Origin of the sequence: Streptomyces sp. NPDC088197, from assembly GCF_044741185.1 — a bacterium.
GTDB lineage: Bacteria > Actinomycetota > Actinomycetes > Streptomycetales > Streptomycetaceae > Actinacidiphila.
On sequence record NZ_JBIUSD010000009.1, the window covers coordinates 305,599 to 327,349 of the forward strand.

Consider the following 21,751-nt stretch of genomic DNA (forward strand, 5'->3'; position numbering starts at 1 on the left):
TCAGCCCCGGCCGAGCACCATCGTGCCGGAGGAGCAGAACCAGCCGCCCGTCCCCGAGGCGACGGCCAGCTCCGGCAGCCGCCCGCCCGCCTTGCGCACCTGCCGCTCACCCGCCTCGCCGCGCAACTGCCGTACGGCCTCGACGAGCAGGAAAAGACCGCGCATACCGGGGTGGCAGGCGGACAGGCCGCCGCCGTCGGTGTTCACCGGCAGTGCGCCGTCCACCGTCAGCCGCCCGTCCGCCACAAAGGCGCCGCCCTCGCCCTTGGCGCAGAACCCCAGATCCTCCAGCGTTACCAGCGTCATATAGGTGAAGGCGTCGTAGATCTCCGCCAGGTCGATCTCCGCGGGCGTCACCCCCGCGCGCTCGAAGGCCAGCCGTCCCGAGGCCGCGGCGGGGGAGACGGTGAAGTCCGGCCACTGGGCCATCGATGTGTGCGACACCGACGTGCCGCTGCCCAGCACCCATACCGGCGGCTTGGCGCAATCCGGCACATATTCCTCGGCCGCCAGCAATACGGCGCCGCCGCCGTCGGAGCGCAGGCAGCAGTGCAGCTTGGTGAACGGGTCCGCGATCATCGGCCCCGACAGCACCTCGTCCACGGTGATGGGCGCGCGGTACATGGCGTCGGGATTGCGGGCCGCGTTCGACCGCGCCTGGACGGCGACTTCGGCGAGCTGCTCCAAGGTGGTGCCGTACTCGTGCATGTGGCGCCGCGTGGCCATCGCGTACTTGGAGATCAGCGTGTGGCCGTAGGGGACCTCGAACTGGAGCGGGCCGCCCGCTCCGAAGGACAGATTGGCGGTACGGCGGCCCGCCTTGAGATCGGCGCGGGCGGTGGAGCCGTAGACGAGCAGCACGGCGTTGGCGTGGCCCGCGGCTATGGCGTCCGCCGCGTGCGCGGCCATCACCTCCCACGTCGAGCCGCCCACGGCCGTGGAGTCCACCCAGGTCGGCCGCAGCCCCAGATACTCGGCCACCTCGACCGGCGCCAGCGTGCCGAGCCCGGCGGAGGCCAGGCCGTCCACCACGGCCCGGTCGAGACCGGAGTCGGCGAGCGTGCGCCTGGCCGCCTGCGCGTGCAGCGCGTACGCGGTGGCGTCGTCCACCCGTCCGCAGTCCGACAGGGCGACACCGACGACCGCCACAGCACGTTGTCCACGGGGGCGTTGAGCCATGAATCTGACGGTACATCAGATTCGGGTGGCGGCGATACGGTCCCGGTACGGGTTCAGCGTCGCCTGTCCGACCGCTTGCTCAGCAGTGCGAGCGCGCTCAGTGCCTGCGTGATCGAGACCAGCGACAGCAGGATGTACAGCGCCCTGCGCAGCCCGTCCGGATGCGCCCAGAACTGCGCGCTGATCCACACCACCAGCAAGATCGCCCACGTCCACGCGTATGCCCTGAGCTGGGTCGTCGAGGAGTCGGGGCCGGGGGAGAGGAAGCGGCGGAGGGCGCTGCGCCGCGGCGCCCCCGGCGGCTGGCTGCTGCTGGTCATGCGGGACATGATGCCCCGCCGGGGCGCGCGCGTCGGTGCGCGGGGGTCCGGGGTGGGTCGGCTTTACGGTCCCAGGCGGGCGCTCTTGTGGGGCCGCGCACGGGTGGCGGCCGTGGGGTGCCGCGGCTTGGTGTATCCGCCCGGGCGCTGGTGTGGCGCCCGCCACCAGGTCTGGCCTTGGCGCCGGCTCGCGTATCGGCGGTGCACGGGCCTGGGCATCGTGGCGGGGGGCACCTAAGATGACGGCCCGTCAGATCGCAGTCGCGGCAGGGAGGAGCGGCCGATGGACGCCGCGTTCACCGACGAGCAGGCCGAAATCCGGCGCACTTTGCGGGACCTGCTGCACAAACGCTGTGGTCCCGACGATGTGCGGGCCGCCGTCGCCACGGCGGCGGGGCACGACGAGGCGCTGTGGCGCCATCTCGCGCAGACGCTCGGCCTGCCGGGGCTCGCGCTGCCCGCAGCGGTCGGCGGAGTCGGCTGCGGCCCCACCGAACTGGTCCTCGCCTGCGAGGAGACCGGCCGGGCGCTGCTGCCGTCCCCGCTGCTCGGCACCTCCGTCCTGGCCGCGCCCCTGATTGCGGCCCTCGGCAACCAGGAGCAGCGGGCTCGCCTGCTGCCGCGGATCGCCGACGGCACCCTGACCGCCGCGCTGGTCACCGCTGGCCCGCCGGCCACCGCGCTGGCCCTCACCGGGCCCAATGACGGCGACTGGGCGGGTGGCGGCCGGGCGGGCGGCGTCCAGGCCCGCGCGGCGGCCGACGGGCCGCCAGGACGGCACCTGCTCTACGGGCAGGCGGACCGCGCGCTCGGCGCGCACAGCGCGGACCTGCTGATCGTGGCGGCCCACACCGGCGGATACGCGGCCACCCGTACCCGGCTCTTCCTCGTCGAATCCACCGCACCGGGGCTCGTACGCACCCGCCTGACCGCGCTCGACGAGACCCGGCCCCTGGCCCGCGTCGAGCTGCGCGACACTCCCGCCGAAGCGCTCGGCGGCGCCCCCGCCGCCGCCCTGGCCGACGCCGGCCGCCTCGCCGCCGCCGCGCTGGCCGCGGAAGCCGTGGGCGCCGCCGATCACGCGCTCACCTCGACGGTGGAATACGTGAAGGTCAGGGAGCAGTTCGGGCGCCCGATCGGCTCCTTCCAGGCGGTCAAGCACCGGCTCGCCGACCTGTACGTACAGCTTCAGGCGGCGCGGTCCGCCGCCTATTACGCCGCCTGGGCGGCCGGGGCCTCCTCCGGGGCGGACGACACCGAGGCGAGCGCCGAATTCGAGCTGGCCGCGCCCGTAGCCCTCGCCCAGGCGCTGGAAACGCTGCGCATGGTGGCGGGCGCGGCGATCCAGTTGCACGGCGGCCTCGGCTTCACCTGGGAGCACCACGCGCATCTGTACTTCAAGCGGGCCACCGCCGACGGACTGCTCTTCGGACCGGTCGACGCCCTGCGCGCGCACGCCGCGGACCGGGCGGGGCTCTTCGCGCTCTCGGTGGTCAGGAGCGCGGCGTGAGCGGCGCGGCCGACGTCGACGTGAAGGGCGCCGTCAGCGGGCGCGGTGTGGTCAGCAGGACCGGCGTTCTGGGCAGGTCCGTGCAGAAGGTGTCGGCCACCCGGGCCTTCGCCAAGATCGCGCCGCATGTGGTGCCGGTCATGGACAGCGCGGTCCACCGGCTGACCGGCGGAAGGTTCCTGGTCAGCGCGAGCCTGCTGCCCGGCGTCGTCCTCACCGCGACCGGCGCACGCAGCGGACTGCCGCGGCGTACGCCGCTGGCGTGCATGCCGGAGGACGGCGGCACCCTCGTTCTCGTGGGCAGCAACTTCGGCCGTCCGGGGCATCCGGCCTGGTCGGCCAATCTGCTGGCGCATCCCGACGCCGTGGTCAGCGGCCGGGGCCGCGACCTCCAGGTCACCGCGAGCCTGCTGACCGGCGACGACCGCGCCGCCGCCTGGAAGGCGCTGGTCGCCTTCTGGCCGCCCTACGCGGTCTACGCCTCCCGCGTGACGCGCGAGATCCGGGTGTTCCGGCTGACGCCGCGCGAGTGAGGCGGGGGTGAAGGGTCACCCACACGAAGACGCGGATAGGGGGGCGTCACCCACACGAAGACGCGGGCAGAAGTCGCGCGCACGGGAGCGTGAACACGGAGGCGTGCACACGGAAGTGTGTACACGAAGCCGGGAATCCGTGCCGTCACCCACACGAAGACGCGGGCGCCGCGTACCTCCCCCGAGGACTGTGCGGCGCCCGCGTCAGGGCGTGACTTTCTGGCAGGACGGCGAAACGTCAACGCGAAAAAGCGGTGCGTGCCGCGTCCGCTACTTGGCGGGCTTCTTTCCGGTCACACCGAGGTGGACCAGCAGCGCGAGATTCGGCTTCAGCTCGGCCTGCTTGACGCCCCAGCTCGTGAAGCCCTTCTGGTGAGCGGCGACAGCGGCCAGCATGGCGACCAGCGATCCGGCGACGGCCGCCGGGCTGACCTCCTTGTCGACCTTGCCCTTGCTCTGAAGGTCCTTGATGGAGTCGGTCAGGGAATTGGTGACGGCGTTGAGGATCTTCATGCGGATCTTGTAGAACCGCTTGTCCCCTTCCGCTGCTCCGAGGTCGACGACGCGCAAAATGGCGTCGTGCTTCCGCCAGAAGGAGAGGAAACCGTCGACGAGTTCCTCGGCCGCCTGGGCGCCTGATTTGCCGACCCAGGAGCGGCCCGCGACCAATTCGGTCAGGCCCGCCCCCTCCTTGGCCATCTCGTCGGCGAGTTCGAGAACGGCGCCCTCGACGTCGGGGAAGTACTGGTAGAACGTTGCGGGGGAGGTGCCCGCCATCCGGGCGACGTCGATGACCTTGACGTCCCGGTACGGCGACGTGCTGAGCATCTCGCCCAGGCAGTCGAGCAGCTTCTGCCGCGTCGCCTGCCCGCGGCGACCGGCAACACGGCCGTCGACGGTGCGAACTTGTCCTGTCATGCCGTCAGTTTACCGACGGGTGATCAGCGCGCGATTCGGCCGCCTGCAAATGGGGAGGCAGCTCACCGCCACCATGAACATGCAGCTCAGCACCGGTTACATAGCGTGCTGACGAGGAGGCCAGAAAGAGGACGGGACCGGCGATGTCGGCCGGTTCCGCGAATCTCCCCAGCGGTATGGCGGCTGCCACCGCGCGCTGTACGGCGGGGTCGCCCTCCCCGTAGTGCGCCGCCGAGCGGTCCGTCAGCACCAAGCCCACGACCAGGCAGTTCACCCGGATCGCGGGGCCCCACTCGGCGGCCAGCGAGCGGGTGAGAGAGGCCAGGCCCGCTTTGGCGGCGCCATATGCGGCGGTTCCCGGCGAGGGGCGGCTGCCGCTGACGCTGCCGATGTTGACGATGGAGCCGCCGTCCGGCTGGCGGGCCATCAGGGCGTACGCGGCCTGTGCGCAGTACAGCGGCGCCAGCAGATTCAGCTCGACGACCGCCCGCGAGAAGCGCGGCGAGGCGGTGGCGGCGTCGGCGGCGGGGGAGCCGCCCGCGTTGTTCACCAGCAGGTCGAGCCGCCCGTACGCCTCGGCGACGTGCGCGAAGAGCGCCCGCACCGCCTCGGGGTCGCGGACGTCCGCCGCCCGGAAGGCGACACCGGGCGGCAGGTCCGCGGGCGGTGTGCGCCCGCACACCAGCACCCGGGCGCCGGCCGCCGCCAGCGCCTCGGCGATGCCCCGGCCGATGCCGCGCGTGCCGCCGGTCACGACCGCCACTCGCCCTTCCAGGTCGTCCGTCACGTGGGCTATCGTGCCAGAGGAACTGACGATCCGTCAGATCTGTGCCGGACATCGGTCGGGATCCGGATCCGTACATCCGTAAAAGGCCAACGAGCGGGCGGAGGACGGCGCATGGCGATACAGGTGGCACGTCCCGGGACCGGCGTCGCGGAAGTGGTGATCGACGCGCCGCCGGTCAACGCGATCGACGTGAAGGGCTGGTTCGCACTCGCCGACGCGCTCACCGCGCAGGGCGCGGACCCCGAGGTGCGGGCGGTGGTCCTGCGCGCGGAGGGCCGCGGATTCTGCGCGGGGGTCGACCTCAAGGAGATGCAGAGCACCGCCGGATTCGACGCGTTGCTCGGCGCCAACGCCGGATGCGCCGCCGCCTTCTCCGCCGTCTACGACTGTCCGGTCCCCGTGATCGCCGCCGTGCACGGCTTCTGCCTCGGCGGCGGCGTCGGCCTGGCCGGGAACGCCGATCTGGTCATCGCCTCCCATGACGCGTACTTCGGCCTGCCCGAGGTCGACAGGGGCGCGCTCGGCGCCGCCACGCACCTGGCCAGGCTCGTACCGCAGCAGCGCATGCGGCACATGGTCTACACGTCGCAGAACGCCACGGCCGCCGAGCTGCACGGCTACGGCACGGTCCTCGCGCTCACCCCCAGGGATCGTCTGCGCGACGCAGCCGTCGAGATCGCCACCGCGGTCGCCGCCAAGGACCCGCAGGTGGTCAGGGCCGCGAAACAGTCGCTCAACGGCATCGACCCGGTCGACGTCAAGCGCTCCTACCGCTACGAGCAGGGCTTCACCTTCGAACTCAACCTGGCGGGCGTCGGCGACCGGCTGCGCGACGCCTTCACCGAGGGAGGCGCCGGATGACGGACAAGCGCATGACCGCCGACGAGGCGATAGCGCACCTCGCCGACGGCATGACCGTCGGCATCGGCGGCTGGGGCTCGCGCCGCAAACCGATGGCCCTGGTGCGCGCGATCCTCCGCTCCCCGCTCACCGACCTCACTCTGGTCTCCTACGGCGGCCCCGACGTCGGCCTGCTGTGCGCGGCGGGCAAGGTCCGCAAGGTCGTCTACGGCTTCGTCACCCTCGATTCCGTCCCCCTGGAGCCGCATTTCCGCGCCGCCCGCGAGAACAGCACCGTCAAGGCGCTCGAAATGGACGAGGGCATGTTCCTGGCGGGGCTGCGCGCCGCCGCCCTCCGGCTGCCCTTCATGCCGGTACGCGCCGGGCTCGGCGCCGACGTGCTGCGGTACGCGCCCGAGCTGCGGGTGCTCCCCGACCCCTACGGCACCGGGGACGAGGTGGTCGCCGTACCGCCGCTGCGGCTGGACGCCGCCTTGGTGCACGCCAACCTCGCCGACCCCGCGGGCAGCGCCGCGCTCACCGGGCCCGACCAGTTCTTCGACGACCTGTTCTGCCAGGCCGCGGACGCCGCCTATGTGTCGGCCGAACGCGTCGTGCCCACCGCGGACCTGCTCAAGGAGGCGGGGTGCGTGCACGCCCTCGTCCTGCACCGCTACCTCACCCACGGCGTGATCGAGGCGCCGCGCGGCGCGCACTTCACCGAGTGCCCACCCGAATACGGCCGCGACGAGCCGTTCCAGCGCGCCTACGCGACCGCCGCGGCCGACCCGGCGGCCTGGGCCGCCTTCGCCGAACGCTTCCTCAGCCATATGGATGAATCGTCTTATCAACAGGCTGTGGATAACTTCCACGAGGAGGCGACCCGATGACCGCGCCCCCGACCGGCCCGACCGCGCCCCCGAACGACTCGACCGCCGCGGCGACCGCCCCCGCCACCAGGGCCGAGATCTGCGTCACCGCCTGCGCCGACGCCTGGCGCGGCGACGGCGAGATCCTGGCCAGCCCCATGGGCGTCGTGCCCACCCTCGGCGCCCGCCTCGCCCGCGCCACCTTCGCCCCCGACCTGGTGCTCAGCGACGGGCTGGCCTATCTGCTGGCCGGCGACATCCCCCTCGGGGCGGCACCCGACGCGCTCACCGTCGAGGGCTGGCTGCCCTACCGCGCGGTCCTCGACCTGGCCGCGCGCGGGCGGCGCCACGTCATGATGGGCCCCAGCCAGATCGACGCGTACGGCAACGCCAACATCTCCTGCATCGGCCCCTGGGCCCGCCCCACCCGGCAGCTCCTCGGCGCGCGCGGCGCCCCCGGCAACACCGTCAACCACACCACCAGCTACTGGGTGCCCCGACACGCCCCGCGCGCCTTCGTCGAGCGCGTCGACGTCGTCTGCGGCATCGGCTACGACCGCGCCGCCGCCGTCGGCCGCGCCGCGCGCTTCCACGGTCTGCGCACGGTCGTCACCAATCTGTGCGTCCTGGACTTCGGCGGACCCGGCCACCACATGCGGCTCGCCTCGCTGCACCCCGGCGTCACCCTGGAGCAGGTCGTAGCGGCGACCGGCTTCCGCCTCACCGTCCCGGCCCGCGTCCCCACCACCCGACAGCCCACCGACGCCGAACTGCGCGTCCTGCGCGACGTCCTCGACCCGCGCTCCGCCCGCGACCGCGAGGTCCCCGCATGACCGCCGACGGTCCGCTGAGCACCCGCCTCACCGACCTCACCGGCATCCGCCACCCCATCGTGCAGACCGGTATGGGATACGTCGCCCGCCCCCGCCTCGTCGCCGCCGCGGCCAACGCCGGGGCCCTCGGCGTACTGGCCGCCGCCACCTTGTCGTACGACGAACTGACCGCGGCCGTCGCCGAGGTCAAGGCGGCGGCCCCCGGACGGCCCTTCGGGGTCAACCTCAGGGCCGACGCGCCGGACGCGGCACGGCGGATCGCGCTGATGGGCCGCGAGGGCGTACGGGTGGCGTCCTTCGCCCAGGCGCCGACCAGGGAGCTGATCCGCGCCGCACACGACGAGGGGATGGTCGCGGTGCCGTCGGTCGGGGCGCGGCGGCACGCGGAGAAGGTCGCCGAGTGGGGCGCGGACGCGGTGATCGTGCAGGGCGGCGAGGGCGGCGGGCACACCGGCCGGGTGCCGACCACGCTGCTGCTGCCGCAGGTGGTGGACGCGCTGCGGGGCAGCGGGGTGGCCGTGGTCGGCGCGGGCGGCTTCTTCGACGGGCGCGGCCTCGTCGCGGCCCTCGCCTACGGTGCCGACGGCATCGCGATGGGCACCCGCTTCCTGCTGACCTCCGACGCGCCCGTGCCGCGCGCCGTCCAGGACCGCTACCTGGCGGCCGACGTCACCGGCACCCTCGTCACCATCGAGGTCGACGGCGTGCCGCACCGCGTCCTCGCCACCGAATTCGTCCGCTCGCTGGAACGCGGCGGCCCCCTCGTCCGCTACCCGCGCGCGCTGCGCAACGCCGTCCGCTTCTCCCGGCTGTCCGGGACGCCGCTGCGCGCGATGCTCCGGGAGGGACGGGCGATGCGCGGCGCCCGCGAGCTGAGCTGGCCGCAGGTCCTGATGGCCGCGAACACCCCGGTGCTGCTCCGCGCCGCGATGGTCGAAGGGCGCGCTGACCTGGGCGTCATGGCCTCGGGGCAGGTGGCGGGAGTGATCGCCGACCTGCCCTCGTGCGCGGAGCTGGTGGACCGGATCATGGCCGAAACCGAGGAAGTCCTGGGCCGTCTCAAGAATTGACCATATGTTCGAATTCTCTCTCGTGCGGGCGGGAAGATCACTGGTTACGGTGGCATTCCAGACATTCGCGAGAGGAACCAGCTCATGTCCGCATTCGGTGAAGGCGCTCCCTGTTGGGCCGACGTCTCGCTTCCCGACCTCGCGGCCGGGCGGCTCCTTCTTCGGCGCCTTCCAGCTCCGCGGCCACCCCGGATTCGACGTGGTCAACGTGCCCGGTGCCTACTGCTGGACCGAGAACCACACGCGGGACGCGGCGGCGGTCGACGCCTTCTACGAGACGGTGTTCGGCTACGACGGCGTGCAGGTCGGTGACGGCGTCCACTTCGACTACAAGGTGTGGTCCCGCCCCGGCGACCCCGAGGGCCAGCTCGCCGGCCGGATGAACAGCGCGTCCGGCGGCGGCGACGAGCCGCCCGCCTTCCAGGTCTACTTCGTGGTCGCGGACTGCGACGCCGCCGCCGACACCGTGGGCCGGCTCGGCGGACGGGTCGTCATGGGGCCGGAGGACTCGCCGTTCGGACGGATGGCCGTCGTCGCCGACGACCAGGGCGCGAGGTTCGCGATCATCGACGTGACGCGGAGGAGCGGCTCGATACCCGGCGCGTGAGCCGGATCAGAGCCGTTCGATGACGGTGACGTTGGCCTGGCCGCCGCCCTCGCACATGGTCTGGAGGCCGTAGCGGCCACCGGTGCGCTCCAGGTGGTGCAGCAGGGTGGTCATCAGCCGGGCGCCGGTCGCGCCCAGCGGGTGGCCGAGGGCGATGGCGCCGCCGCACGGGTTGACCACATCGGGGTCGGCGCCGGTCTCCTTCAGCCAGGCCAGCACCACGGACGCGAACGCCTCGTTGATCTCCACCGCGTCGAAGTCGCCGATGGACATGCCCGTCCTGGCCAGGGCGTGTTCGGTCGCGGGGATCGGCCCGGTCAGCATGCGGATCGGGTCGGAGCCGCGGGCGGACAGATGGTGGATCCGCGCGCGGGGGGTCAGGCCGTGGTCGCGCACCGCCTGTTCGCTCGCGACGAGCAGCGCGGCGGCGCCGTCGGAGATCTGCGAGGACAGGGCCGCGGTGAGCCGGCCGCCGGGCACGATCGACGGCAGGGCGGCCATCCGCTCCGCCGAGGTGTCGCGGCGGGGGCCCTCGTCGGTGGCGAGTTCGGGGAGGGCGGCCGTTTCGCGGGCGAACCAGCCGCTGTCGAGCGCGTGCAGGGCGCGACGGTGGCTCTCCAGCGCGAAGCGCTCCATGTCCTCGCGGCTGATGTCCCAGTCGCGGGCGATGAGTTCGGCCCCGCCGAACTGGCTGACGGGCTGGTCGCCGTAGCGGGCGCGCCAGCCGGTGGACCCGGAGAACGGATCGGTGAAGCCGTACTCGCGGCCCACCACCATGGCCGCGCCGATCGGTATCCGGGACATGCTCTGGACGCCGCCCGCCACGACCAGGTCGCTGGTGCCGGACAGCACGGCCTGCGCCGCGAAGTGCACGGCCTGCTGGGAGGAGCCGCACTGCCGGTCGACGGTCACGCCCGGTACGTGCTCGGGCAGTCCGGCCGCCAGCCAGCAGGTGCGGGCGATGTCACCGGCCTGGCCGCCGATGGCGTCCACGCAGCCGAAGACGACGTCCTCGACGGCGCCGGGGTCGAAGCCGCCGCGTTCGACCAGGGCGGTCAGCACATGGGCGCCGAGGTCGGCGGGATGGACGGGGGCGAGCGCGCCGTTCTTGCGGCCGACGGGGGTGCGTACCGCTTCGACGATGTAGGCATCGGGCATCGGGGGCTCCGTTCTCGCAGGGCTGGGAGGTGACGAGAGGTGACGTGAGGGTGATGAGAGAGGTGAGGCGATGTGAGGTGACGTGCCTTGAGGTGAGGGCGCGGTGGCGTGCGATGAGGTGCGTCCTGGCCGTACCGAGATCTGACGATCCGTCAGATAGTCGGTTATCCTAGCGCGGTGACGGACCTTTCCTTCAGTGCTCAACAGGACGCGTTCCGGCGGGAGATACGGGACTGGCTCGCCCGTCGGGTGCCGCGTGAGCCGCTGCCGTCGATGGACACGGCGGACGGTTTCCGCGCGCACCAGGAGTGGGAGCGGACGCTGTACGAGGCCGGGTGGGCGGTCGTCGGATGGCCGGAGGAGTACGGGGGAAGGGGCCTCGGCCTGGACGAGTGGCTGATCTTCGAGGAGGAGTACTGGCGGGCGGCCGCGCCGGGGCGCGTCGGGCAGAACGGGATCTTCCTGTTCGCGCCCACCGTCTTCGCCTTCGGTACGGAGGAGCAGCGGGCGCGGGTGCTGCCGCCGATGGCCAGCGGGGAGGAGGTGTGGGCGCAGGGCTGGTCGGAGCCGGAGGCGGGTTCCGACCTGGCGAATCTGCGGGCGCGGGCGGTACGGGACGAGGCGCGCGGCGGGTGGCGGCTGAGCGGGCAGAAGACGTGGAGTTCGCGGGCGGCCTACGCGCACCGGCTCTTCGGCCTCTTCCGGAGCGACCCCGACTCGCGGCGGCACCACGGCCTGACGTACTTCATGGTCGACCTGGCGGCGCCGGGCGTGACGGTACGGCCGATCCGGCAGCTCGACGGGGAGGCCGGATTCGCTGAGGTGTTCCTGGACGACGTGTTCGTGGCCGACCGGGACGTCCTGGGGGAGGCGGGGGAGGGGTGGCGGATCGCGATGTCCACCACCGGGAGCGAGCGGGGGCTGAGTCTGCGGAGCCCCGGACGGTTCCTGGCGGCGGCCGACCGGTTGCTCGACCTGTGCCGTCTGCGCCCGGAACAGGCGGCGCCGCACCGGGACGCGGTGGCGGACGTGTGGATGCGGGCGGAGGCGTACCGGCTGTACACCTACCGGACGGTGACGCGGATGCGGGAGGGCAAGGAGAGCGGGCCGGACTCCTCGCTGAACAAGGTCTTCTGGTCGGAACTGGACCTCGACCTGCACGACATCGCGCTGCGCGTCCTCGGCGCGGAGGCGGAGCGGTGCGGGCCGTGGCTGGACGGCTACCTCTTCGCGCTCGCCGGACCCATCTACGCGGGCACCAACGAGATCCAGCGCAATGTGATCGCCGAGCGGCTGCTCGGCCTCCCCCGGGAGCCCCGCCGATGAGACTCGCGCCCACGCCCGACGAACACCTCTTCGCCCGCACCGCCCGCGCGCTGCTGGCGGCGCGCTGCACCCCGGCCGACGTGCGCGCCGGGTTCTCGCGGGACCGCTGGCGGGCGCTCGCCGGGATCGGGGCGACCGGGCTGCTGGTCCCGGAGGAGTACGGCGGCCTCGGTCTCGGTTCCGGTCCCGGTGCCGACGGCTACGGTCCCGACAGCTACGGTCCCGGCGGCCACGGTTCCGGCAGGCAGCACCTCGGAGGGCGGCGCCTCGACGAGCCGCCCCTGGGCGCGCAGGCGCTCGTCGCGCTCGCCGAGGAGGCGGGCCGCGCGTGCCTGCCCGAGCCGTTGCTGGAGGCGGCGGTCGCGGCGGAACTGCTCGGGGGGCTGCCGGAAGGGGCGGATCTGCTGCGCGGGCTGGCGGAGGGCGCGGTGACCGTTGCCGTGTCCCTCCCCGCGCAGGACCCGGCGCCGGGACCCGTACCCACGTCCGCATCCGTATCCGTATCCGAACCAGCAGGTCAGCCCGTTGTCGCGCACGCCGCCCACGCCGATCACGTGCTGGTGGTCACGGAAGACGGTGAGCTGCGGGAGGCGGGGGCCGGGCCGCGTACGCCCGTTGCCGGGGTCGACCCGAATCGGGGGCTGGCGCGTGTGGCGGAAGGTGGCGGGCGGGTGCTCGCGCGGGAGTGGGGGGAGGCGGCCGGGATGGCGGCGCGGATCGGGGCGATCGGGGCGGCGGCCGACCTGGTGGGCGCGGCGGCGGCGATGCTGGAGCGGACGGTGGATTACGCCAAGGGCCGCGTGCAGTTCGGGTCGCCGATCGGCGAGCGGCAGGCGGTGAAGCACCGGCTGGCGGACGTCCTGCTGGCCGTGGAATTCGCGCGGCCTGTGGTGGCGCGGGCGGCGTACGCGTACGACCACGGGCTGCCCAGTGCGGCGCGGGACGCAGCCATGGCGAAGGTCTTCGCTAACGAGGCGGCGGGGAAAGCGGCGCGCGGGTGCCTCCAGGTGCACGGCGCGATCGGTTATACCGACGAGTACGACCTCTCGCTCTGGCTGCGCCGGGTGTGGGCGCTCTCCGCCGCGTGGGGCGATTCCACCCGGCATCGCGCCGCCGTGGCGGCCGACCTCTTCGCGCCGGGCGGCCCGTCCCCGTCCTGCCCGCCGCGCTGAACCCGCCGCCCCGGGACCGAGCCGCGACCGCCCCGGGACCGCCCTGGCACCAAGCCGCGACCGACCCGCGCGGCCCCCCGTCCACCGGCGCCAGCCCCGACTCGCCCGCCCCGTACGGCACTTGGACGCCGCCGGTGCGCCACGTGCGTCCCATGCCTCCCTCCCGGACGCCTCGTTCGGCGCGCCGCGCGCCGGAGACGGTGCGAATGGCGGATGATAACGAGTTCGCTCTCCGGGCGTGTCGCGGCGGCCCCGGGTTCGCAACCGGCGCCCATCCCAGGAAGAATCAGGCCCGTACCCTGGCGCTTGGGCCGGTCGAACGGGGTACGGAGCGCGCAGAGCGGGCAAAGCAGTACAGGCGGGCGCAAGCGCTCGATCACGACAGCACGGCACGAGCACGGCGACAACGGCAGAGCGACCACAGCACGACAGCACCACAGCACCACAGCGCAACAGCACGACGGCAGAGCGACAACGGAACGACGGTACGGCGCGCAGCACGGGGTAAGGCCGCGACAGCGCGGGCAACGCGGGCACGGGGAGGTGGCAGGGCAGTGGTGGAGCAGCTTACGCAGCACGACCCGAGACGGATCGGCCCTTTCGAGGTGCTGGCGCGGCTCGGCGCCGGCGGCATGGGGCTGGTCTATCTCGCCCGCTCGGCTTCCGGCCGCCGCGTGGCGATCAAAACCGTGCGCGCCGAACTGGCCGAGGACCAGCTCTTCCGGGTCCGCTTCACGCGTGAGGTGGAGGCCGCCCGCGCGGTCTCCGGCTTCTACACCGCGGCCGTCGTCGACGCCGACCCCCGCGCCGCCGTCCCGTGGCTCGCCACCGCCTACGTCCCGGCCCCGTCGCTGGAGGAGATCGTCAACGAGGCGGGCCCGATGCCCGCGCAGGCCGTACGGTGGCTGGCCGCCGGAATCGCGGAGGCGTTGCAGTCGATCCACGCCGCCGGTCTCGTGCACCGCGACATGAAGCCGTCGAACGTACTCGTCGTGGAGGACGGGCCGCGCGTCATCGACTTCGGCATCGCGTCCGGCGTCTCCAACACCCGCCTGACCATGACGAACGTGGCCGTCGGCACGCCCGCCTACATGTCGCCCGAGCAGGCCCGCGACTCCCGCAGCGTGCGCGGCGCGAGCGACATCTTCTCGCTCGGCTCCACCCTGGTGTTCGCCGCGACCGGCCACGCGCCCTTCCACGGCGCCAACCCCGTCGAGACCGTCTTCATGCTGCTGCGCGAGGGCCCCAATCTCCACGGCCTGCCGCCCGAGCTGCGCCCGCTCATCGAGTCCTGCATGCGGATGGAGGCGGACCGGCGGCCCACCCCCGCCGACCTCCAGGCGCAGCTCGCACCGCATCTGTACTCCACCGGCGGCGACGACACGGGTACGGCGTCGGCCTGGCTGCCGCCCGGCGCGGTCGCGTTGATAGAGCAGCGCCGCAGCGGACGGCCCGCCGTCGCCGCGGGCGGCAGCCGGGGCGCGCACGCCGCGGGCCCGCAACTGCCCGGCAACGCGCCGCCGCTCCCGCCGAACTCCCCGCCCCGGCCGCAGCAGCCGCCGAACAACGCACCGGCGCACGCGGGCGCGCCCGACGGCCGCGGCAACCACCGCGCGCCCGTACCCGTACCCGGCCCCGCGGCCGGACCCGCGGCGGGCCCCGGCTCCGGTCCCACCTCGGGTCCCGCCTCCGCCGTTCCCGTACAGCTCGCCGGTTCCGCGCCGATCGGTCCCGGGATGCGGGTCGCGGACGCGGCGGACCACAAGGCGGGGGCCGCGCCCGGTACGGACTGGGTACGCCGCCGCGCGGGCGCGCACCGCGCGAACGCCAACGCGGGCGCCAACGCCGGTGCCGTGGCGAACGGCGGCGCGGCCCAGGCCCCCGCCGCCCTCCCGGCGCAGCAGGGCCAGCAAGCGCAGCAGGCTCCGCAGTCACAGCAGCAGTCACAACAGCAGCAGTCACAACAGCAGCAGTCACAGCAGCAGCAATCACAGCCGCAGTCACAGCAGGCCCAGCACGCCGCCCAGTCGGGCCTCCAGTCCCAGGCCGCCGCTCCCGGCGAGTGGCGGCCGTGGCGTTTCCGCATGTCGAACGACGTGTGGGGCACCCCCGTCGTCTCCGGCGGACTCCTCTACGTCACCTCCTTCGAGGTGCACGCGCTCGATGTGGCCAGCGGGCGCCGCCAGTTCAAGACCCGCGACGTCGCCTGGACGATGGCCGTCGACGGCGGCCGTATCCACGCCTCCGACGGCCCCAGCCTCTTCGCGCTCGACGCGGTCGACGGCGGCGAGCGCTGGCGTACGGCGATCGACGGCTGGGTGTACGCGCTGCGCGCCGACTCCGGCACGGTCGTGACCGCCACCCGCGGCGGCGGCATCCAGGCGTGGGACGCGGCGCGCGGCGGACTGCGCTGGGAGCGGTCGGGTGCCCAGACCGAATTCGAGTCCCCGGACTCCGGGCCCACCGTCCTCGGCCGCGCCGTCTACTACCAGGGCGGCGGCCACCTGCACGCCGTCGACTCCCTCACCGGCGCCGAGATGTGGTCGTACCCGGTCGGCGAACCCGGCGTCGCGGGCTCCGTGCCCACCCGGCCGGTCGTCGCGGACGGCATTGTGCACCTCACCGCCGGGACGCGGGTCGTCGCGCTCGACGCCCGCAGTGGCGCCGAGCGCTGGCATTTCGACGCCCCCGCCGTCATGTTCTCGCCGCCCGCGCACGTGCCGGGGCCCGGCGTCTCGGGCGGCGGCGTGTACGTCGCCGACCACCTCGGCACCGTCTACGCCCTCGATCCCGCCGACGGGCACGCGCGCTGGCGCGTCGCCACCGAGCCGCGGCAGTCGCTGGAACCCGTCATCGTCGCCAATGGTGCGCTGCACCTCGGCGCGGGGAGCGCGCTCTACACGCTGGACGCCGTCAGTGGTGCGCCGCGGTGGCGCTTCGCGGCGCAGAACGAGATCGTCGGCTCGCCCGCCGTGGCGGCCGGGCGGGTGCACTTCGGGTCCAAGGACCACTGTCTGTACACGGTCGACGCGGCCGGGGGGCAGTTGCGGTGGCGGCTTGAGACCGGCGGGGAGATCACCGGGTCGCCGGTGACGTCGGAGGGGGTGGTGTACGCGTGCTCGAAGGACCGGTGCGTGTACGCGCTCGACGCGACGAAGGGGACCGGGGCGACTTCGCGTCGGGCGTGAGCCCGTGGGCCCTCAAACGCCGGGCGGGCTGATGGGTGGGAGTGGCCCGCCGGTTTCTGTTGGGGCACCCCGCCCCGTCTCCTCCTCCTCGTAGCGTGGTTCGTCGTACCGGCCATACGTCGGCTCGTCGTACCGCGGCTCCTCGAAAACCGGCGTGGCTCGGCGCGGCCGGTGGCGGCCGGGGAGGACGGCGGCGGCGAGGAGGAGCAGGAGGCCGGAGGCGAAGGCGGTGGCGACGCCGTAGTCGAGGCCGTTGCCGCCGGCGGTGAGGGAGCCGGAGGCTTGGCCCTGGCGGACCATCCAGAGGATGGTGATGCCGAGGACGAGGAGGGCGGCGAGGGCGAGGGTGAGGCGGGAGCGGAGGAGGACGCCCAGGAGGGTGAGGAGGGCGGCGAAGGCCATGGGGAGGAAGAGGGAGCCGAGGAGGGCCGCCTTGTCAGGCGTCACGCCGACCCCGGTGAAGAGGTCGTCGACCCGGATGCCGGAGCCGTGGCGGCCGCCGTACCAGGCACGGAAGGGGCTCCAGACGGCGCCCGCCGCTCCGATGAGGGCGAGAAGCGACCCGACGACGGTGCGGAACATCTCGTGGTCGCCTCGCTTCGCTCGCTCAGCCCCCTCGGGGCCGACGCTACGCCGCGACCGTCGCACCCGCCACGTGAGCCGCGCTCACCTCAACCGGAAGGCGGCGGGCCCCCGGGCGCGCCCGGTGAACAGCGCCGCCTGCCGCTCCGGCGGCAGATTGCCGAGGGCGATGAGGTGCGGCGCGAGCGCGGTGGCGTGCGCGCGGGCCGCCTCCCGGGCCGACCACACGGCGCGCACGGTGCCCTGGACGGCCTCGGTCGGGTAGGAGGAGAGGACGGCGGCGGCGCGCAGGGCGGTGGCGAGGAGGTCGGGGCCGGGCACGACCTCGGAGACGAGACCGGTCTCGTAGGCCCGTCGCGCGCTCACCCGTTCGGCGGTGCCCATGAGGGACATGCGCATGGCCTCGCCGTAGGGCATGCGCTGCGCCATGAGGACGGACTCGTAGGCGCTGACCATGCCGTAGGCGGTGTGCGGGTCGAAGAAGGTGGCGTCTTCGGCGGCGATGAGGAATTCGGCCTCGCCCAGGAGGTAGAAGGCGCCGCCGCAGGCCATGCCGTTGACGGCGGCGACGACCGGCTTCCACAGGTCGTTGGCCTTGGGGCCCGCGGTGAGCAGGGGGTCGTCGACGCAGTACGGGGACGACGGCTGCGGCACGTCGAGGCCGCGGTCGACGCCGGTGCAGAACGCCCGGTCGCCCGCGCCGGTGAGGACCACCGCCCGTACCGCGTCGTCGAAGCGCAGGTCGCGCCACACCTCGCGCAGCCCGTCCACGGTCGCGCCGTCCAGGGCGTTGTGCCGCTCGGGCCGGTCGAGGGTGACGAGCGCGACCCCGTCACCGGCCTCCGTGCGCCGGACGCTCATGGCCGCTCCAGCAGCCAGCGCGGTACGACGACGCCGTCCGTGGCGGCCGGGTCGGGGAAGGCCACCTTCACGGCGGCGCCGATCCGCAGCCGCGCCGGGTCCACGGAGTCAAGGCGCGCGTCGGCGCGGGCGACGAGGTTGCCGACCAGCCGGATCCGGCCGCCCTCGGGGGTGGCCTCCTCGGCCAGTTCCACCACGATCACGTTGTACGGGGCCTGCTCGGCGTAGTCGGGCAGCAGCGGGGGGTGGGCGACGACGTACGACCAGATCCGGCCGCGTCCGCTCATCCGCTCCCAGCGGGACCCGAAGGACCGGCAGTACGGGCAGCAGGGGCGCGGCGGGAAGCGCCGCCGTCCGCAGTCGGCGCACGCCTGGACGCGCAACTCGCCCTGGCGCGCGTACTCCCAGAAGGGCGCGCCGTCCTCGTCGATGACCGGCAGCAGCATCGCGGCTGTCAACTCCTCAGCAGCAGAGCGGATGTGGGGACGCACTCGCCCGCCGTGACCAGGCAGGTGGCGGCGTCGGGAACTTGGGCGGTGGAGGTGCCGCGCAGTTGCCTGACGCCCTCGGTGATGAGGTTGAAGCCGTGGACGTACGCCTCGGACAGGCCGCCGCCACCGGTGTTGATCGGCAGCCGTCCGCCGGTCTCCAGGGCGCCGCCCTCGGTGAAGGCGGCGCCCTCGCCGCGTCCGCAGAAGCCGTAGCCCTCGAGGGAGAGCGGGATCAGCGGGGTGAAGGCGTCGTATATCTGGGCGACATCGACATCCTGCGGCCCGAAGTCGGCCTGTTTCCACAGGTGTCGGGCGGCGGTCCAGGACGGTCCGGTGAGCGGGTCGTCGGTCCAGTAGTTGACCATGCCGTGATGCTGCGCGGGCAGGCCCTGCGCGGCGGAGTGCACGTAGACGGGCTTGCGGCGGCAGTCGCGGGCGCGTTCGGCGGAGACCACGACGCAGGCCAGGGCCCCGTCGGTCTCCATGCAGTTGTCGAACAGGCAGAGCGGTTCGCTGATCCAGCGCGCGGTCATGTACATCTCGCGGGTCAGCGGGCGCTCGTACATCAGGGCGGCCGGATTCTGGTTGGCGCGGTTGCGGCAGGCGAGCGCCACATTGAACAAGTGGTCGCGGGTGGCGCCGTATTCGTGCATGTAGCGGCGGGCGAGCATGCCGATCTCGTCGGCCGGGCGGAGCAGACCGTACGGCCGGGACCACTGCGCCGGGGTGGGGAGCTGGACGGTGGTGCTGCTCCACGGGCGCGGTCCCGAGCCGCGTTTGCGCGACCGCCAGGCGACGCCGACCGACGCCTGACCGGTGGCGACGGCCGCCGCGAGGTGCGCGACGGTCGCGCACGAACCGCCGCCGCCGTAACCGGACTTGGCGAAGAAGGTGACATCGCCCGCGCCGATCGCCTTGGCCAGCTCGACCTCGTCGGTGTCCTCCATCGTGTACGAGGCGAAGCCGTCGACCTCGCCGGGGTCGATGCCCGCGTCGTCGAGCGCGGCGAGCACCGCCCGGCACGCCAGCGTCCTCTCCGACTCCGGGAGCGACTTGGCGAACGGTGTCTGGCCTATCCCGACGATGGCCGTCGCGTCTTTCAGGGCAGCGCCGCCCATGGGCACACACCTCCGCGGGTCCCCGGATGCACTGACGAACTGCTGACAGGTCGTCAGGCTACCGTTAATCTGACGGGTAGTCAGCTACGGGAGGGGACGTCATGGATGTGGACCTGCGGGACGACGATCCGCGCGACGCCTCGTACGGCGACGCCTCGTACGGCGACGCCTCATCCGAGGGCGGTGCCTCCAACGACGGCTCATCCACGGCCGGTTCACCCGCCGACGATCCCCGCGCCGACCTCCGCTGGGGCACCCTGCCCCGCCTGGTGCGCGCCGCCGCCCGCGCCCACGGCGAGCACGAGGCCGTCGTGGACGGCCGCACCCGCGTCAGCTACGCCGAACTCGGCGCCCGCGTGGAAAGCGCCGCCGCCGCGGCCGTCGCCTCGGGACTGCGCCCCGGCGACCGGGTCGCGATCTGGGCGCCCAACTCGCTGAACTGGATCGTCGCCGCGCTCGGCGCGGTCAGCGCGGGCGGCGTCCTCGTCCCGCTCAACACCCGCTTCAAAGGCGCCGAAGCGGCCTGGATACTCCAACGCACCCGCGCCAGGCTGCTGTTCGTCACCGGCACCTTCCTCGGCACGTCGTACGTGGCCGCGCTGCGCCGCGCCGCGGGAGAGGGCGACGGCGAGGGACCGCTGCCCGGTCTGCCGCACCTGCGTGACGTCGTCGTCCTCGGCGACGACGCGCCGCCCACCGGATTCCTGTCCTGGCACGGCTACGTGGCGGCCGGCGCCGACGTACCCGCCGCGACCGTACGCGCCCGCGCCGACGCCGTGGCGCCCGGCGACCCCTCCGACATCATCTTCACCTCGGGCACGACCGGACACCCCAAGGGCGCCGTCATCACGCACGCCCAGACACTGCGCGTGTACGGAGTCTGGAGCGCGCTGGCCGGACTGACCGCGGGGGACCGCTACTTGGTGGTCAACCCCTTCTTCCACACCTTCGGCTACAAGGCGGGCGTCATCGCCTGCCTGATGCGCGGCGCCGTGATCGTGCCGCAGCCCGTCTTCGACGTGGACACCGTCCTCGCCAACATCGCCGCCGAGCGGATCTCCGTACTGCCGGGCCCGCCCACCCTGCACCAGTCGCTGCTCGACCATCCGGCGCGCGCCGCCCACGACCTGTCCGCGCTGCGGCTCGTCGTCACCGGGGCCGCCGTCATCCCGCTGGAACTCGTCGAACGGCTGCGCGCCGAACTGCGGATCGCCACCGTCCTGACCGCGTACGGACTCACCGAGGCGTCCGGCACCGTCACCATGTGCCGCAGGGGCGACCCGGCCGCGACCGTCGCCGTCACCTCGGGGCGCGCCATCCCCGACACGGAGGTACGGGTCGACGCCGCGCCCGGAGCGCCCGGCGAAGTCCTGGTCCGCGGTTACCACGTCATGTCCTGCTACTTCGAGGACCCCGAGGGCACCGCCCGCGCCGTCGACCCCGACGGCTGGCTGCACACCGGCGACATCGGCGTCCTGGACCCCGAGGGGAATCTGCGGATCACCGACCGCCTCAAGGACATGTACATCGTCGGCGGCTTCAACGCCTACCCGGCGGAGATCGAGCGACTGCTGCTGCGCCACCCCGACATCCGCGACGCCGCCGTCATCGGTGTCCCCGACCCCCGCCTCGGCGAGGTCGGCCGCGCCTACGTCGTCCGCCGCCCCGGCTCCACCCTCACCGCCGACGACCTCATCGCGTGGTCGCGCCGCGAAATGGCCAACTACAAGGTCCCGCGCGGCGTCCGCTTCGTCCCCGAACTCCCGCGCAACGCGGGCGGGAAGGTCAAGAAGAACGAGCTGCGTACGGCCGCGGACTGACCTGCGCGCGGCCCGGCCCCTGACGAGGCTTGATTTGCGAGCGGCCCCGGCCCGCGGAAGCGGACTGACCCGCGCCCGGCGCCGGACCCGGACGCGGACTGACCGCGGCGCCCCCTCCGCGCCGCGGTCAGTCTTTGGTGCGCCCCCGGGTGCGTGCTGTGGAACCCCCCGCAGTCACCCGGCCCCCCCTTGGGCGGCTTTCACCGGTCCCCCTCGGCCCCCACCGAGGTTCCCCGATCCCCCGTGTTCCCCTGTTGCCCCGTGCTGTTTTCCCCTGATCAACCCCGTGGGTCCCCCTGCGGTCCCCTTGGGGTCCTCCGCGGCCCGCCCTCCCCAGAGCGGGGTACGGAAGCTACTTGGTGGTGCCGTCCGTGTGGAAGTTGTCCGGCTTGACGACGGGCTTCTTCGGCGTGAGGAGCCCGTCCGGAGCCGTCTGCTCGGTGCCGTCGGTGTGGAAGTTGTCCGGGTCGACCGGCGGGTCCGTCTTCGGAAGCTTCGGAACTTCGGTGCTCATGGTGCTCTCCCTGTGTGCTTGGGGACGTGCTGTCGTGAAAGCCCGCCCGGTGGCG

The 21,751-nt window shown here is 73.5% G+C and carries 21 protein-coding genes; 11 read left to right on the top strand and 10 right to left on the bottom strand.

From position 1 onward, the window contains the following. Both ACIOC1_RS23185 and ACIOC1_RS23190 read right to left on the bottom strand, forming a co-directional pair. Complete coding sequence (locus tag ACIOC1_RS23185; protein WP_401856221.1) at nt 1-1,179, bottom strand: thiolase C-terminal domain-containing protein; 1,179 nt, start codon at nt 1,177-1,179, stop codon at nt 1-3. Nucleotides 1,180-1,232: 53 nt separating this feature from the next. Next, nucleotides 1,233-1,499 carry a hypothetical protein gene (locus tag ACIOC1_RS23190; protein WP_355337618.1) on the bottom strand — a complete coding sequence of 89 codons (267 nt, stop codon included), beginning with the start codon at nt 1,497-1,499 and terminating at the stop codon, nt 1,233-1,235. A gap of 283 nt (nt 1,500-1,782) precedes the next feature. Between ACIOC1_RS23190 and ACIOC1_RS23195 the strand changes: the two genes are divergently transcribed. Together ACIOC1_RS23195 and ACIOC1_RS23200 are read left to right on the top strand one after the other, a co-directional pair. Continuing rightward, nucleotides 1,783-3,009: an acyl-CoA dehydrogenase family protein gene (locus tag ACIOC1_RS23195; protein WP_355337621.1), complete on the top strand. Its 1,227-nt coding sequence runs from the start codon at nt 1,783-1,785 to the stop codon at nt 3,007-3,009. Nucleotides 3,010-3,056: 47 nt separating this feature from the next. Continuing rightward, nucleotides 3,057-3,542, top strand: a complete 486-nt coding sequence (locus ACIOC1_RS23200) for a nitroreductase family deazaflavin-dependent oxidoreductase (RefSeq protein WP_355338068.1) — start codon at nt 3,057-3,059, stop codon at nt 3,540-3,542. A gap of 270 nt (nt 3,543-3,812) precedes the next feature. Here ACIOC1_RS23200 and ACIOC1_RS23205 read toward each other — a convergent pair whose 3' ends face one another. Both ACIOC1_RS23205 and ACIOC1_RS23210 read right to left on the bottom strand, forming a co-directional pair. Beyond that, nucleotides 3,813-4,460 (bottom strand): TetR/AcrR family transcriptional regulator, encoded by a 648-nt coding sequence (locus ACIOC1_RS23205; RefSeq protein ID WP_355337624.1) that lies wholly within the window; start codon nt 4,458-4,460, stop codon nt 3,813-3,815. Nucleotides 4,461-4,464: 4 nt separating this feature from the next. After that, nucleotides 4,465-5,247 carry an SDR family oxidoreductase gene (locus ACIOC1_RS23210; protein ID WP_401856222.1) on the bottom strand — a complete coding sequence of 261 codons (783 nt, stop codon included), beginning with the start codon at nt 5,245-5,247 and terminating at the stop codon, nt 4,465-4,467. A 111-nt stretch (nt 5,248-5,358) separates the two neighbouring features. Here ACIOC1_RS23210 and ACIOC1_RS23215 point away from each other — a divergent pair, with 111 nt between their 5' ends. The 5 genes from ACIOC1_RS23215 (at nt 5,359) to ACIOC1_RS23235 (ending at nt 9,466) form a co-directional block, all read left to right on the top strand. Beyond that, a complete protein-coding gene (locus ACIOC1_RS23215) occupies nt 5,359-6,108 on the top strand; it encodes an enoyl-CoA hydratase family protein (RefSeq protein ID WP_391043208.1) in 750 nt (249 codons plus the stop codon). Next, entirely contained in the window at nt 6,105-6,977 is an 873-nt protein-coding gene (locus ACIOC1_RS23220) for a CoA transferase subunit A (protein WP_401856223.1), read from the top strand. The genes ACIOC1_RS23215 and ACIOC1_RS23220 overlap by 4 nt, the downstream gene beginning before the upstream one ends. Continuing rightward, the gene (locus tag ACIOC1_RS23225) at nt 6,974-7,789 is read left to right on the top strand and encodes a CoA-transferase subunit beta (RefSeq protein WP_401856224.1); all 816 of its coding nucleotides are present in this window, start codon (nt 6,974-6,976) and stop codon (nt 7,787-7,789) included. Before ACIOC1_RS23220 ends, ACIOC1_RS23225 begins: the two co-directional genes overlap by 4 nt. Beyond that, nucleotides 7,786-8,859 (top strand): NAD(P)H-dependent flavin oxidoreductase, encoded by a 1,074-nt coding sequence (locus tag ACIOC1_RS23230; protein ID WP_401856225.1) that lies wholly within the window; start codon nt 7,786-7,788, stop codon nt 8,857-8,859. Before ACIOC1_RS23225 ends, ACIOC1_RS23230 begins: the two co-directional genes overlap by 4 nt. A 97-nt stretch (nt 8,860-8,956) precedes the next feature. Beyond that, a complete protein-coding gene (locus ACIOC1_RS23235; protein ID WP_401856226.1) occupies nt 8,957-9,466 on the top strand; it encodes a VOC family protein in 510 nt (169 codons plus the stop codon). Nucleotides 9,467-9,472: 6 nt separating this feature from the next. Here the strand turns inward: ACIOC1_RS23235 and ACIOC1_RS23240 are convergent, their stop codons facing one another. After that, a complete protein-coding gene (locus ACIOC1_RS23240) occupies nt 9,473-10,624 on the bottom strand; it encodes an acetyl-CoA C-acetyltransferase (RefSeq protein WP_401856227.1) in 1,152 nt (383 codons plus the stop codon). Nucleotides 10,625-10,801: 177 nt separating this feature from the next. Between ACIOC1_RS23240 and ACIOC1_RS23245 the strand changes: the two genes are divergently transcribed. From ACIOC1_RS23245 to ACIOC1_RS23255, 3 genes are all read left to right on the top strand, one after another. Then, entirely contained in the window at nt 10,802-11,950 is a 1,149-nt protein-coding gene (locus ACIOC1_RS23245; protein ID WP_401856228.1) for an acyl-CoA dehydrogenase family protein, read from the top strand. Next, nucleotides 11,947-13,122, top strand: a complete 1,176-nt coding sequence (locus tag ACIOC1_RS23250; protein WP_401856229.1) for an acyl-CoA dehydrogenase family protein — start codon at nt 11,947-11,949, stop codon at nt 13,120-13,122. Before ACIOC1_RS23245 ends, ACIOC1_RS23250 begins: the two co-directional genes overlap by 4 nt. 554 nt (nt 13,123-13,676) lie before the next feature. Next, nucleotides 13,677-16,310, top strand: coding sequence for a serine/threonine-protein kinase (locus ACIOC1_RS23255; RefSeq protein WP_401856230.1), 2,634 nt, complete (start codon nt 13,677-13,679; stop codon nt 16,308-16,310). 12 nt (nt 16,311-16,322) lie between these two features. Here ACIOC1_RS23255 and ACIOC1_RS23260 read toward each other — a convergent pair whose 3' ends face one another. The 4 genes from ACIOC1_RS23260 to ACIOC1_RS23275 all read right to left on the bottom strand — a co-directional run bounded on the left by ACIOC1_RS23260 (nt 16,323) and on the right by ACIOC1_RS23275 (nt 19,362). Beyond that, nucleotides 16,323-16,892 (bottom strand): hypothetical protein, encoded by a 570-nt coding sequence (locus ACIOC1_RS23260; RefSeq protein WP_401856231.1) that lies wholly within the window; start codon nt 16,890-16,892, stop codon nt 16,323-16,325. Between the two features lie 84 nt (nt 16,893-16,976). Then, nucleotides 16,977-17,753 carry an enoyl-CoA hydratase/isomerase family protein gene (locus ACIOC1_RS23265; RefSeq protein ID WP_401856232.1) on the bottom strand — a complete coding sequence of 259 codons (777 nt, stop codon included), beginning with the start codon at nt 17,751-17,753 and terminating at the stop codon, nt 16,977-16,979. Then, entirely contained in the window at nt 17,750-18,199 is a 450-nt protein-coding gene (locus tag ACIOC1_RS23270) for an OB-fold domain-containing protein (RefSeq protein ID WP_355337663.1), read from the bottom strand. Before ACIOC1_RS23270 ends, ACIOC1_RS23265 begins: the two co-directional genes overlap by 4 nt. Nucleotides 18,200-18,207: 8 nt before the next feature. After that, entirely contained in the window at nt 18,208-19,362 is a 1,155-nt protein-coding gene (locus tag ACIOC1_RS23275; RefSeq protein WP_401856233.1) for a lipid-transfer protein, read from the bottom strand. A gap of 101 nt (nt 19,363-19,463) precedes the next feature. Between ACIOC1_RS23275 and ACIOC1_RS23280 the strand changes: the two genes are divergently transcribed. Then, complete coding sequence (locus ACIOC1_RS23280; RefSeq protein WP_401856234.1) at nt 19,464-21,182, top strand: FadD3 family acyl-CoA ligase; 1,719 nt, start codon at nt 19,464-19,466, stop codon at nt 21,180-21,182. Nucleotides 21,183-21,534: 352 nt separating this feature from the next. Here ACIOC1_RS23280 and ACIOC1_RS23285 read toward each other — a convergent pair whose 3' ends face one another. Next, nucleotides 21,535-21,696, bottom strand: coding sequence for a hypothetical protein (locus tag ACIOC1_RS23285; RefSeq protein ID WP_355337672.1), 162 nt, complete (start codon nt 21,694-21,696; stop codon nt 21,535-21,537). Nucleotides 21,697-21,751: the final 55 nt, after the last annotated feature.